Origin of the sequence: Pantoea sp. ARC270, assembly GCF_003236725.1 — a bacterium.
Taxonomy (GTDB): Bacteria; Pseudomonadota; Gammaproteobacteria; order Enterobacterales; family Enterobacteriaceae; genus Pantoea; species Pantoea anthophila.
The window spans coordinates 114,033-126,251 of sequence record NZ_PUGA01000010.1 but is presented as its reverse complement, the minus strand read 5'-3'; the positions used below and the strand labels follow the sequence as shown (position 1 = coordinate 126,251).

The 12,219-nt window shown below is 57.7% G+C and carries 12 protein-coding genes; 1 reads left to right on the top strand and 11 read right to left on the bottom strand.

Going from position 1 to position 12,219, the window contains the following annotated elements:
- Position 1: 1 nt before the first annotated feature.
- The 8 genes from ugpE to CKF42_RS07060 form a co-directional block, all read right to left on the bottom strand.
- Positions 2–847 (bottom strand): sn-glycerol-3-phosphate ABC transporter permease UgpE, encoded by an 846-nt coding sequence (gene ugpE / locus CKF42_RS07100; RefSeq protein WP_046100748.1) that lies wholly within the window; start codon positions 845–847, stop codon positions 2–4.
- Positions 844–1,731, bottom strand: coding sequence for a sn-glycerol-3-phosphate ABC transporter permease UgpA (ugpA, locus tag CKF42_RS07095; protein ID WP_009087778.1), 888 nt, complete (start codon positions 1,729–1,731; stop codon positions 844–846). The genes ugpE and ugpA overlap by 4 nt, the downstream gene beginning before the upstream one ends.
- Before the next feature lie 57 nt (positions 1,732–1,788).
- On the bottom strand, positions 1,789–3,105 hold the full coding sequence (gene ugpB, locus CKF42_RS07090; RefSeq protein WP_111207863.1) for a sn-glycerol-3-phosphate ABC transporter substrate-binding protein UgpB: 1,317 nt from the start codon (positions 3,103–3,105) through the stop codon (positions 1,789–1,791).
- 578 nt (positions 3,106–3,683) lie between these two features.
- On the bottom strand, positions 3,684–4,397 hold the full coding sequence (gene livF / locus CKF42_RS07080; protein ID WP_033736083.1) for a high-affinity branched-chain amino acid ABC transporter ATP-binding protein LivF: 714 nt from the start codon (positions 4,395–4,397) through the stop codon (positions 3,684–3,686).
- 1 nt (position 4,398) lies between these two features.
- On the bottom strand, positions 4,399–5,166 hold the full coding sequence (livG, locus tag CKF42_RS07075; RefSeq protein WP_009087785.1) for a high-affinity branched-chain amino acid ABC transporter ATP-binding protein LivG: 768 nt from the start codon (positions 5,164–5,166) through the stop codon (positions 4,399–4,401).
- Entirely contained in the window at positions 5,163–6,434 is a 1,272-nt protein-coding gene (locus CKF42_RS07070; protein ID WP_009087787.1) for a high-affinity branched-chain amino acid ABC transporter permease LivM, read from the bottom strand. The genes livG and CKF42_RS07070 overlap by 4 nt, the downstream gene beginning before the upstream one ends.
- The gene (gene livH, locus CKF42_RS07065; RefSeq protein WP_009087789.1) at positions 6,431–7,357 is read right to left on the bottom strand and encodes a high-affinity branched-chain amino acid ABC transporter permease LivH; all 927 of its coding nucleotides are present in this window, start codon (positions 7,355–7,357) and stop codon (positions 6,431–6,433) included. Before livH ends, CKF42_RS07070 begins: the two co-directional genes overlap by 4 nt.
- A gap of 134 nt (positions 7,358–7,491) precedes the next feature.
- On the bottom strand, positions 7,492–8,604 hold the full coding sequence (locus CKF42_RS07060; RefSeq protein ID WP_009087791.1) for a branched-chain amino acid ABC transporter substrate-binding protein: 1,113 nt from the start codon (positions 8,602–8,604) through the stop codon (positions 7,492–7,494).
- Positions 8,605–8,999: 395 nt separating this feature from the next.
- Here CKF42_RS07060 and panM point away from each other — a divergent pair, with 395 nt between their 5' ends.
- On the top strand, positions 9,000–9,422 hold the full coding sequence (gene panM / locus CKF42_RS07055; protein WP_111207902.1) for an aspartate 1-decarboxylase autocleavage activator PanM: 423 nt from the start codon (positions 9,000–9,002) through the stop codon (positions 9,420–9,422).
- A gap of 54 nt (positions 9,423–9,476) precedes the next feature.
- On the opposite strand, the gene rpoH is transcribed toward panM, so the two are convergent.
- The 3 genes from rpoH to ftsE form a co-directional block, all read right to left on the bottom strand.
- Positions 9,477–10,334 carry an RNA polymerase sigma factor RpoH gene (rpoH, locus tag CKF42_RS07050; RefSeq protein WP_111207862.1) on the bottom strand — a complete coding sequence of 286 codons (858 nt, stop codon included), beginning with the start codon at positions 10,332–10,334 and terminating at the stop codon, positions 9,477–9,479.
- Positions 10,335–10,575: 241 nt separating this feature from the next.
- Positions 10,576–11,559, bottom strand: coding sequence for a permease-like cell division protein FtsX (ftsX, locus tag CKF42_RS07045; RefSeq protein WP_009087796.1), 984 nt, complete (start codon positions 11,557–11,559; stop codon positions 10,576–10,578).
- On the bottom strand, positions 11,549–12,217 hold the full coding sequence (gene ftsE, locus CKF42_RS07040; protein ID WP_009087798.1) for a cell division ATP-binding protein FtsE: 669 nt from the start codon (positions 12,215–12,217) through the stop codon (positions 11,549–11,551). The genes ftsX and ftsE overlap by 11 nt, the downstream gene beginning before the upstream one ends.
- Between the last annotated feature and the right edge of the window lie 2 nt (positions 12,218–12,219).

The window sequence follows — 12,219 nt, the reverse complement described above, 5'->3', positions numbered from 1 at the left end:
CTTATTTCTCACTCTCAACCAGACCGCGCACAAAGGCACGCTGCATGACCAATACCACCACCAGTGGTGGGATCAGGGTTAATAACATTGCTGCCATCACTTCGTTCCACTGGGTCGGCGAACCGCTGCTGGAGATCATGCTTTTAATCCCCGCCACCGCCGTGCCGAGGCTGGCGTCATTGATAATCAGCAGCGGCCAGAGATACTGGTTCCAGCCGTAGATAAAGGTGATCACGAATAGCGCCGCCAGATTGGTTCTGGAGAGCGGCAGCACGATGTCGATAAAGAAGCGCATCGCGCTGGCCCCATCAATGCGCGCCGCTTCGACCAGCTCATCCGGCAGCGACATAAAAAACTGACGAAACAGGAAGGTGGCGGTTGCTGAAGCCATCAGTGGCAGCGTCAGCCCGCTGTAGCTGTCGAGCAGATTGAGATCGGCAATCACCTGCACCGTCGGGAAAATACGCACCTCCACTGGCAGCATCAGGGTGATAAAGATCAGCCAGAAGAAGAGCGTGCGCAGCGGAAAGCGAAACCAGACCAGCGCAAACGCCGACAGCATCGACACGGTGATTTTGCCGAAGGTAATGCCGAGCGCCATGATCATGCTGTTAAGCAGCATCAGACCAAATGCCGGGCCGCTGCCGTTGACGCCGTGAGTCCAGATGCGTGAGACGTTCTCCCAGAGATGGGTGCCGGGCACCAGCGTCATCGGCACCTGATAGACCGCCTCGTTATCCAGCGTTGCGGCGACAAAGGCGACGTAGAGCGGAAACAGGATGGTGAGCACGCCCAGTACCAGCACGAGGTGGCTGAAGAGATCCAGCCCGCGTCGATTCTCAATCATTGGTATTGCACCTTACGTTCAACAAAGCGGAACTGGATGACCGTCAGCCCGATGACCAGCAGCATCAGCACCACCGACTGCGCCGCCGACGAGGAGAGGTCCAGACCGGTGAAGCCTTCGCGGTAGATTTTGTAGATCAGCGTGGTGGTCGCCTGCACCGGCCCGCCGCCGGTAGCCGCGTCGATCACCGGGAAGGTGTCGAAGAAGGCATAGATCAGATTCACCACCAGCAGAAAGAAGCTCACCGGCGCAATCAGCGGCAGGGAGAGGTTGAAGAAGCGTCGCACCGGCCCGGCACCGTCAATCGCGGCGGCTTCCACCAGCGATTTCGGGATCGACTGCAGAGCAGCGAAGAAGAACAGGAAGTTGTAGCTCATCTGCTGCCAGATCGACGCCAGAACAATCAGGAACATCGCCTGACCGCTGTTCTGCGCATAGTTCCACTCATAGCCGATGTGGTGCAGCAGGTAGCTGAAGAGGCCCAGACCGGGATTGAACAGAAACATCCACAGTACCGCGGCCACCACCGGCGCAACGGCGTAGGGCAGCAGCAGCAGGGTCTGATAGAGGCGGCGCAGTCGCACCACATAATCGACCAGCGCCGCCAGCAGCAGCGAAAACAGCATGCCGAACCCCGTGACCATGCCGCTGAATGTCAGAGTGGTCCAGAACGAATCGAGATAGTAGGGATCGGCAAACAGGCGTCTGAAATTTTCCAGTCCGACAAAGCGGCTGGAGAGGCCAAAGGGATCGAGGCTTTGCAGCGAGTACCACAGCGCTTCACCGGCAGGCCAGAGAAAGAAGACCGCAGTGATGAGTAGCTGCGGCAGCACCAGCAGATAAGGCAGCAGGCTGGTGCGAAAAACCGGGCGAGAAGAAGACATAGCGCACTCTGATTCAGAAAGAGAGAGGGCCAGCCTGCACTGGCCCTGTCGGGCAGATTACTTCACCTGCTGCTGGAAGCGACGCAGCAGTTCGTTGCCGCGTTTGACCGCGTTATCCAGCGCGCTTTGCGGCGACTGTTTACCGGTCCAGACGCTCTCCAGCTCTTCGTCAATCACGGCACGGATCTGCGGCATATTGCCCAGACGTATGCCTTTGGTGAACGGCAGCGGCGGCTTGTTCATCATCTGACGGGTGGCGATATCTGCACCCGGATTTTTGTCGTAGAAGCCCTGCTGTTTCGTCAGCTCATAGGCGGCCGTGGTAATCGGCAGGTAGCCGGTTTTCTGGTGCCATTCCGCCGCGATTTCCGGTTTCGCGAGGAACTGCATGAACTCCGCGACGCCTTTATACGTTGCCGCATCTTTGCCTTTCATCACCCACAGGCTGGCTCCGCCGATCAGGGCGTTCTGCGGCGCACCTTTTACGGTGTCGTCATACGGCATCATGCCAACGCCAAAGTTGAATTTTGCGTAGTGGCGGATATCGGCCAGCGAACCGGAGGAGGCGGTAGTGATGCCGCAGTCGCCGTTGTAGAACTTCGCCGTCGGCTCATCTTTGCGGCCAAAGTAGGTGAAGTCCCCTTTTTTGTTCATCGCTTCCAGCATTTCGATGTGACGCACCTGCACTGGTTTGTTGAACTCCAGCACCGCATCCAGGCCGTCAAAGCCGTTATTTTCCGTGGCGACGGGCAGCGCATGCCAGGCGCTGAAGTTTTCGATCTGAATCCAGCCCTGCCAGCCGCTGGCGTAGCCGCAGCTCATGCCCGACTTGCGCAGCGCGGCGGCATCCGTGGCCAGCTCCTGCCAGGTTTTCGGGGGCTGATCGGGATTCAGACCCGCTTTCTTAAAGGCATCTTTGTTGTAGTAGAGCACCGGGGTAGAGCTGTTGAACGGCTGAGAGATCAGCTGGCCTTTGCTGTCGCTGTAGTAGCCCGCGACCGTTGGCACGAACTGCTTTTCATTAAAGGGGATACCGGCATCTTTGAAGACCTGATGCACCGGCACAATCGCCTGTGAAGCCATCATGGTGGCCGTGCCCACTTCATAAACCTGCAGCACCGCAGGCGCTTTGCCGCTGCGCACTGCCGCGATCCCGGCCGCCAGGCTCTGCTCGTAGTTACCTTTGTAGGTCGGAACGATTTTGTAATCGGGATGGGTCTGGTTAAAGCGCTGAGCCAGCGAATCGACTTCTTTGCCTAACTCGCCTTCCATGGAGTGCCAGAAAGGGATCTCGGTGGCGGCGATGGCATGGCCGCTAAGGGTCAGACCGAGCAGCGCGCTCATCAGGCTACGGCGAAAGGTAACGACGGACATAGAATTTTCCTGTGCAGGTAAATACGCGTGAAATCACGGATTTCTGGTTCGCGGAGTAACATGACACGGGAAAATGACGGATTAATAACAGGCAGATGACAGGCGGGTGACAGGCGAAAGGGAAGAAAGGCGGAGCAGCTAACGACTTTGTTGACACAATCTGGCCAGGTTGCTGTAAGACTGAGCATGCACAAGGAACAAGGTCAGATCGGAAAGACGCTAAATCTGTCATCCATGACACGCTCGGCCCGCGCCGTCCATGGCGCGGGACGCTTTCCTCTTCTGACCATGTTCCCTGCGCGTTGAGTTTATTTGTTGCGGCCAGATTCACACTGATTTAGGTTTGTCAGCAGTCTGAGCAGCTATAACATCATTACTACGTCGGATTGATTACCATAAGCTGAAACGGCCTCTGGCAAAGGCCATCGGAACTACCCTTCACACCAGTGCTCCAGGCCGTCGGCGGCGCAGGCAGGTTGCGGGCGGACAGCGCGCAGCCACCGGAGCGTACACGTAGTACGTGAGGATGGCGAGCACTGCCCAACCGGAACCTGGCAAGCAAGCCAGGCCGTGCCCCATCAGGCACCTAAGTAAGCGCTGCGGACGGCTTCGTTGGAGAGTAATGCTGCACCAGTGTCTTCCAGCACCACATGCCCGTTCTCCAGCACATAGCCCCGGTCCGCCAGCTTCAGCGCCTGATTGGCATTCTGCTCCACCAGGAAGATGGTCATCCCCTCGCTGCGCAGCTGCTCAATGGTGTCGAAGATCTGCTGAATAATGATCGGTGCCAGTCCCAGCGACGGCTCATCCAGCAGCAGCAGGCGCGGCTGGCTCATCAGCGCACGGCCAATGGCCAGCATCTGCTGCTCACCACCGGACATGGTGCCGGCGCGCTGGATTTTACGCTCCGCCAGACGCGGGAAGAGTTCATACACGCGCTTAATCCGCGACAGGTAGTCCGGACGACTGGCAAAAAAGCCGCCCATCGCCAGATTCTCCTCCACCGTCATGCGCGAAAAGACCCGCCGCCCCTCTGGCACGATGGCAATTGCCTCACGCATGATGCGCGCCGTCTGCCAGTCGGTGATGGTTTTGCCATCAAAGGTAATGGTGCCCTGGGTCGCGCGCGGTTCGCCACACAGCGTGCCGAGCAGCGTGGTTTTCCCGGCGCCGTTGGCACCAATCAGGGTGACGATTTCGCCCTGATTGATGTAAAGACTGACGTTGTGCAGCGCCTGAATTTTGCCGTAATGCGCACTGACGTTCTCAATGGTTAACATCGCATTTGCCATCTCAGGCCTCTCCTAAATAGGCGCGAATGACATCCGGGTTATTACGAATCTCTTCCGGCGTTCCGTTAGCCAGCGGCGTTCCCTGATTGACCACGTAAATGCGGTCAGAGATGCCCATTACCAGCTTCATATCATGTTCAATCAGCAGCACCGAAACCTTGTGTTCGCCACGCAGTTCCGCAATCAGCGCATCCAGCTCGTGGGTCTCTTTGGGGTTGAGGCCCGCTGCCGGCTCATCCAGCATCAGGATCTCCGGGCGCGTCACCATGCAGCGCGCGATCTCCAGCCGGCGCTGCTGACCATAGGCCAGATTGCCCGCCTGACGGTTAGCCAGGTCGAGTAAGCCGACCCGCTCCAGCCAGGTCGCCGCGCGATCCAGCGCTTCGCTCTCACTGCGGCGAAACGCGGGCGTTTTCAGCAGGCCGGAAAACAGGCCGCTCTTCAGGTGCTGATGCTGTGCCACCAGCAGGTTCTCAATCACCGTCATCTCACGGAACAGGCGTACATGCTGGAAGGTTCGCACAATGCCCATGCGCGCAATCTTCTGACCCGGCAGGCCTTCCAGATGCTGGTCACGCAATGTAATGCTGCCGCCGGTTGGCTTGTAAAAGCCGGTCAGGCAGTTGAACACCGTGGTTTTCCCGGCACCGTTAGGGCCAATCAGCGAAACGATCTCCTGCGGACGCAGCTCCAGCGCCACATTGTTTACGGCTAACAGACCGCCGAAGCGCATCATCAGGCCTTCAACGGCTAATAAAGGCTGACTCATGCCTCTTCTCCTTGTTTACCGGTTCTGAGCTTCAGATGCGGACGCTTCATCGGCAGCAGGCCCTGCGGACGCCAGATCATCATCAGCACCATCAGGCCACCCAGCACCAGCATGCTGTACTCATTGAGATCGCGCATCAGCTCGCGGGAAACCACCAGCAGAATGGCAGCCAGGATCACCGCGAACTGCGATCCCATGCCACCCAGTACCACAATCGCCAGCACAAAGGCGGACTCGACAAAGGTAAAGGATTCCGGGCTGACAAAGCCCTGGCGCGCCGCGAACAGGCTGCCGGCGAATCCGGCAAAGGCGGCACTGATAGTAAAGGCGGTCAGCTTGATGCGGGTCGGGCTGAGGCCCAGAGAGCGACAGGCGATCTCATCTTCACGCAGGGCTTCCCAGGCGCGGCCCAGCGGCATCCGCAGCAGCCGGTTGATCACGAACAGCGTCACCACCACCAGCAGCAGCGCCACCAGATAGAGGAAGATGATACGGTCGCTGGGGTCGTACTTCAGGCCAAAGAAGTTGTGGAAGGTATCCCAGCCGCCTTCGCGCGGGGTACGCCCGAACTCCAGGCCAAACAGGGTCGGTTTAGGGATCTGGCTGATGCCGTTGGGTCCGCCGGTCAGCGCGGTATTGTTCAGCAGCAGGATACGCACAATCTCACCGAAGCCCAGCGTCACAATGGCCAGATAATCGCCGCGCAGTCGCAGCACCGGGAAGCCCAGCAGCAGCCCAAACAGCGCAGCCACGATGCCGGAGAGCGGCAGACACTGCCAGAAGCCAAGGCCGTAGTAGTGGTTCAGCAGCGCAAAGGTGTAAGCACCGATGGCGTAGAAGCCACCGTAGCCCAGCACCAGCAGGCCAGAGAGTCCGACCACCACGTTCAGGCCCAGGCCGAGCATCACGTAGATCAGCGTCATCGTGGCGATATCCACGGTGCCGCGTGACACCAGGAAAGGCCAGGCGACGGCAGCGATAATCAGCACCGCCATCACCAGCTTCTGCTTCGGCGTTGAGCCATCAAAGCCCGGCAACACCAGCGACGGACCGGAGACTTTCTTCAGGCTGCTCTGCCAGACCGGACGCAGCAGCTGGAACAGAAACACCACCGCACAGCCTGCGGCGATCCAGTTCCAGCGCACGCTGCCCGCGTTCTGCACCACCAGATTTGTGCCATCCAGCGTCAGGCGCAGTCCCATAAAGAAGGTGGCCAGCACCAGCAGCATTACCGAGGCGATCAGGGCGTTGATAAACGAGGTCTTCATACTTTCTCAACCTCCGGACGACCCAGAATCCCGGTCGGCATCACCAGCAGCACCACAATCAGCAGGGCAAACGAAACCACATCTTTATATTCCGTGCTGAGATAGGCTGACGTCAGCGCTTCAGCGATACCCAGCACCAGTCCGCCAATCATCGCGCCCGGAATACTGCCGATCCCGCCCAGCACGGCGGCGGTAAACGCTTTCATCCCTGCCATAAAGCCGATGAAGGGGTTGATCGAGCCGTAGAACTGGCCCAACAGCACGCCTGCTACCGCGGCCATCGCGGCCCCGATCACGAAGGTCAGCGAGATCACGCGGTCGGTGTTAATGCCCAGCAGGCTGGCCATTTTCAGATCTTCAGCGCAGGCGCGACAGGCGCGGCCCATGCGGGAGTAGCGGATAAAGGTGGTCAGCGCCAGCATCGCCAGGAAGGTCACCACCCAGATAACAATCTGCATGGTTGAGATGGTGGCGGCAAACCCGTTGCTCTCCCCCACCGTCCACTGTCCGGTGATCAGGCTCGGCAGCGCCAGGTCGCGTGAGCCCTGGGTCAGGCTGACGTAGTTTTGCAGGAAGATCGACATCCCGATGGCGGAGATGAGCGCAATCAGGCGCTTAGAGGAACGTACGGGCCGGTAGGCCACGCGTTCAATGCTCCAGCCGTAGGCGCTGGAGATAATGACTGCCATCACAAAGCCAGCCGCAATCATCAGCCAGGTGGTGTCGATGCCCATCATCATCAGGGCGGCAATCACGATAAAGGAGACATAGCTACCGATCATGTACACCTCGCCGTGGGCGAAGTTGATCATGCCGATAATGCCGTAAACCATGGTGTAACCGATGGCGATCAGCGCGTAGGTGCTCCCGAGGGTGACACCGTTAAACATCTGCTGAATAAAATAGAGGAACTGCTCGGACATACCTTAACCCTTACTTATCCGATCGCAGGCGATCGGGGTACAAAAAACGCCTGGCAGCGGCGTGCCAGGCGTTCGTGTCGCCGGTGAGTGGAGACCGCTTAGCTGGCCTCCGGCTCACCAGAAAACCGCCTGGTTTACTTCACTGCGGTCGAGGTACCATCGGCATGCCATTTGAAGATGCCGAATTCAAAGCCCTTAAGATCGCCCTTTTCATCCCAGTTCAGGTTGCCCATGACGGTTGGCACCGCTGCCCCTTCTTTGAGGTTCTTCACGATAGCGTCCGGCTCTTCGCTCTTGCTACGTTCCATGCCGGTGGTCAGCGATTGCAGCGCGGCATAGGTGGTCCAGACGAACGGACCGGTCGGATCAAGTTTCTTCGCCTTCAGCGCGTCAACGATCGGTTTGTTGGTTTCAACCTGATCGTAGCGTTTCGGCAGCGTGACCAGCATGCCCTCAGACGCCGCACCGGCAATGTTCGACAGGGAGGCATTGCCCACCCCTTCTGGTCCCATAAACTGCGTTTTCAGACCGGCCGCCCGCGCCTGACGCAGGATCTGGCCCATTTCCGGGTAGTAGCCGCCGAAATAGACGAAATCGACGTTCTCTTTCTTAAAGCGCGCCACCAGCGTAGAGAAATCTTTGTCGCCTGCGGTGATCCCTTCAAACATGACGATGTTCGCGCCCTGCTTTTTCAGGCTCTCCTGTACGGAACGCGCCAGGCCTTCACCATATTGCTGTTTGTCGTGCACCACGGCGATACGCTGCGGCTTCAGCTCGCTCATAATGTATTTGGCTGCGGTCGGCCCCTGGTCAGAGTCCAGACCGGTGGTGCGCATAATCAGTTTATAGCCGCGGGAAGTCAGGTCAGGTGCGGTCGCCGCCGGGGTAATCATCAGCACGCCTTCATCTTCATAGATGTCAGACGCAGGCTGGGTCGAGGAGGAGCAGAGATGGCCGATAACATAACGGATACCGTCGTTAATCACTTTGTTCGCGACCGCAACGGCCTGTTTCGGGTCACAGGCGTCATCATATTTCACCGCAACCAGTTTGTTGCCGTTAACGCCGCCTTTGGCGTTAATATCTTCAATCGCCTGAGTAGCGCCCGCGAACTGCATGTCGCCGTACTGCGCCACCGGACCTGACATTGCGCCAACAATCGCCACTTTAATATCTTCAGCCAGCGCCGCATGGCTCATCGCCAGTGCTACACATCCCGCCAGTAATGCGCGACCTTTCATTTTCATCCTGACTACCCCATCTGTTTTGTCGTGTATGTTGTGAGTGCGTGCATTGCCAGATAAAGTCGAAAACTGGTTGATCATGAAGGAGTTAGCGTACTTTTCTGGCATTTTTTAGTAATAAGGCTTTATTTTTCAGGTTATTAAACAGGATGTTTCTTCTGTAAATCAACTGACATATTCAGAATTTACTGAGTGAAACAGCATAATACACTGGAGGCAATGGCCGGTTTTTCACCACTTTGCCAGCGCATTATGCTGGGTTGATCGCAGGCTTAACCTGTTTACACCTATTATCCTGGCACCCAGGCCATCTTTTGACCTGTTTTATTGATGAAAATGTGGTGGCGCTCTGGTTGTATACTTTCGCTGCACTTTCCCCTTTTTTAGAGGTTTTTGTTATGAAGCTGACTATCCAGCGTTTAACCACGCTGACGCCGCAGGACCGCATCGATCTGGGCAAGGTCTGGCCCGATCTGAACATTCAGGAACTGGAACAGCGGCTGGATGAGCGCCATCGTCTCTATGCGGCGCGCTTTAACGATCGGCTGCTGGCGGGGTTACAGCTGGAAATCTCCGGTACGCACGGCAAGATCCACCGGCTGGCGGTGCGTGACGTGACGCGGCGACGCGGTGTGGGCCACTATCTGCTGGAAGAGACGATTGCGCAGAACGGATCGATAGCGGACTGGTGGATTGCCGATGATGGCAGTGACGATCAGCAGGTGCGGGCGGCGTTTATGCAGGCGTGCGGCTTCCGGGCGCAGAGTGACGGCTGGATACGGGCAACAGATGACGCAGAGGGGATGGCGGAAGAGGCGTGACAGTCCGGGGCGACAGAAAGCAACAGGGGCGACATGCTGTCGCCCCTGTGGATATTACGCTTCGATCGCCATACGCAGTTTTTTCATGGCGTTCTTCTCCAGCTGCCGGACTCGTTCAGCTGAGACGCCATACTGATCGGCCAGCTCCTGCAGCGTGGTTTTGTTATCTTCGTCCAGCCAGCGGGCGCGGATGATGTGCTGACTGCGCTCATCCAGGCCTTCCATCGCATAGCTCAGCTTGTCAGCGGCGTGTGCGTCCCAGTTATCCTCTTCAATGCCATCAGCAAAGTCAGAGGTCTTATCCTGGAGATAGAGCACCGGGGCCATTGAGCGGCCTTCACTGCTCTCATCGTCGGCAGACATATCAAAGGTCATATCCTGCGCAGCCATACGCGATTCCATTTCACGTACGTCTTTGCTGCTTACGCCCAGCTCACGCGCAACCATCTCAACTTCGTCCTGATTGAACCAGCCCAGACGCTGCTTGGTTTTACGCAGGTTAAAGAACAGCTTACGCTGTGCTTTGGTGGTCGCGACTTTCACGATACGCCAGTTACGCAACACGTACTCGTGAATCTCGGCTTTAATCCAGTGCACGGCGAATGAAACCAGGCGCACGCCAACTTCCGGGTTGAAGCGGCGCACCGCTTTCATCAGGCCGATGTTACCTTCCTGAACCAGGTCAGCCTGTGGCAAGCCGTAACCGGAGTAATTACGAGCGATATGAACTACAAAGCGTAGGTGTGACAGGATCAGCGTCTTAGCTGCCTCCAGATCGCCCTGGTAATGCAGCCGTTCAGCTAACGCTTTTTCCTCTTCTGCCGACAGCATCGGCCAGGTGTTGGCAGCCCGGACGTAAGAATCCAGGGTACCCGGAGAAGCAATAGCTAAAGTTTGCATTTCTTTGGTCATTCAAACCCTCACAAATTCAATGGAATTGCCGCACATTTCCCTGCGCAGACGATACAGTAAGTCAACGTCGCGCGAAATCCGAAAGCAATCTGTGCTACTTAGAGTGTGAAAGTTATCCACAAGTTCAATTATAGCAGTGAATATTTTACACACAGATGACAGGAAGGGAAGAGGGGAAAAGGTCCTCTGCATACACTGTCGGTAGCAGAGGACCATTATAACAAAAAAATGTTGCAGGCGTTTACTGTGGCGTAAATCGGCGTAAATGTTGTACCGTGGCCAGCCAGGCCGCCACCCAGCCGATGATCGCCGCAATCAGCAGCAGCAGCAGCGCTTCATCCCAGGAGAAGCCTTCCAGCGAGAAGGTGGTGCCGAAGACGGTCGCCACGCTGGCAACCACCGACTGCAGGCGCAGCACCAGCACTTCCGACAGCAGCAGCGACAGCACCGCGCCGCTGAAGCCCAGCAGCGCCCCGCCATAGAGGAAAGGCCGCAGGATGAAGCCATCCGTCGCGCCGATCAGCTTCTGAACGTTAATGGTGTCACGCCGGGCGAAGATGCTGAGCCGGACGCTGTTGCCGATCACCAGGAACACCGCCACGATCATCAGTACGCCAATCATTGACGCGATCTGCCCCACCAGCCCGGTCAGCGCGGCCAGTCGTGCAAACCAGCTGTCATCCATCCGGACTTCATCCACGCCCTGCACTTTCGTCACGCGGTCGCGCAGGCTTTGCATGGTGTCGGAGTTCTGGAAATTGAGCTTCGGCGTAATGATCGCAACGGCGGGCAGCGGATTCTGCTCCAGCATATCCATCGCGCCGCCAAAGCCTGACCAGTTACGGAACTCGTTCAGCGCCTCTTCGCGCGTCAGGTAGTTGACGTTATCCACTCCTTCCACCTGTTTGAGCTGCGCCACCACATTCTCGGCCGCGCTGTCATCCAGGGTCTTGGAGAGATAGACGGTTAACTGCGGTGCCGGATACCACTGGGTCGCCGCCTGGCTGACGTTTTTCCACACCATGTAGCAGACGCTGGGCAGCGTCAGGGAGATGGCGATCACCATCACCGTCAGCAGCGTAGCCAGCGGCTGACGCCACATATCAGAGAGGGTGCCGCGCAGCGCATAGCGCCACTGCTCCTGCCAGCCGCCCTTCAGCGCTTTACTCTTCGACGGCTGCTTTGCTTTCGGTGCCGCCGGACGTTTAATGCGTTTATTGACCATCGTGGCCTCCGTGCAGGCGTCCCTGATTCAGCGTCATCATCCGATAGTTGCGTCGGGCGATCAGGCCGCTGTCATGCGTTGCCATCAGGACGGTGACGCCAACGCGGTTAAACTCTTCGAACAGGCGCAGAATATCTTCTGACAGCGCGTCGTCGAGGTTACCGGTCGGTTCATCCGCCAGCAGCACCGACGGTTTGTTCACTACCGCACGGGCGATGCCGACACGCTGCTGTTCACCACCAGAAAGCTGAATCGGATAACTTTTCGCTTTGTCGAGCAGACCCACTTTATCCAGCGCGGCCGACACGCGACGACGGATATCTTCGCCACTGGCGCCCGAGATAATCAGCGGGATCGCCACGTTGTCATAGACCGAGCGATCCATCAGCAGGTGGTGGTCCTGGAAGATCATGCCGATCTGACGACGCAGAAACGGCACTTCACTGTTCCGCAGACGGGAAATGTCATGGCCACTGAACCAGATTTTTCCGGCACTCGGGCGCTCAATGCCACAAATCAGCTTCAGCAGGGTACTCTTACCGGCACCGGAGTGGCCGGTGAGAAACGCCATTTCGCCGGGGCGCAGATGGAAATCTACCCCCTGCAGCGCCTGACGTCCGCCGAGATATGCCTTACTGACCTCTTCAAAGCGAATCATCC

Bases quoted from the DNA above. Each gene is read 5' to 3' on its own strand.
- ugpE (WP_046100748.1), bottom strand. From the start codon at position 847: ATGATTGAGAATCGACGCGGGCTGGATCTCTTCAGCCACCTCGTGCTG.
- ugpA (WP_009087778.1), bottom strand. From the start codon at position 1,731: ATGTCTTCTTCTCGCCCGGTTTTTCGCACCAGCCTGCTGCCTTATCTG.
- ugpB (WP_111207863.1), bottom strand. From the start codon at position 3,105: ATGTCCGTCGTTACCTTTCGCCGTAGCCTGATGAGCGCGCTGCTCGGT.
- livF (WP_033736083.1), bottom strand. From the start codon at position 4,397: ATGGCAAATGCGATGTTAACCATTGAGAACGTCAGTGCGCATTACGGC.
- livG (WP_009087785.1), bottom strand. From the start codon at position 5,166: ATGAGTCAGCCTTTATTAGCCGTTGAAGGCCTGATGATGCGCTTCGGC.
- CKF42_RS07070 (WP_009087787.1), bottom strand. From the start codon at position 6,434: ATGAAGACCTCGTTTATCAACGCCCTGATCGCCTCGGTAATGCTGCTG.
- livH (WP_009087789.1), bottom strand. From the start codon at position 7,357: ATGTCCGAGCAGTTCCTCTATTTTATTCAGCAGATGTTTAACGGTGTC.
- CKF42_RS07060 (WP_009087791.1), bottom strand. From the start codon at position 8,604: ATGAAAATGAAAGGTCGCGCATTACTGGCGGGATGTGTAGCACTGGCG.
- panM (WP_111207902.1), top strand. From the start codon at position 9,000: ATGAAGCTGACTATCCAGCGTTTAACCACGCTGACGCCGCAGGACCGC.
- rpoH (WP_111207862.1), bottom strand. From the start codon at position 10,334: ATGACCAAAGAAATGCAAACTTTAGCTATTGCTTCTCCGGGTACCCTG.
- ftsX (WP_009087796.1), bottom strand. From the start codon at position 11,559: ATGGTCAATAAACGCATTAAACGTCCGGCGGCACCGAAAGCAAAGCAG.
- ftsE (WP_009087798.1), bottom strand. From the start codon at position 12,217: ATGATTCGCTTTGAAGAGGTCAGTAAGGCATATCTCGGCGGACGTCAG.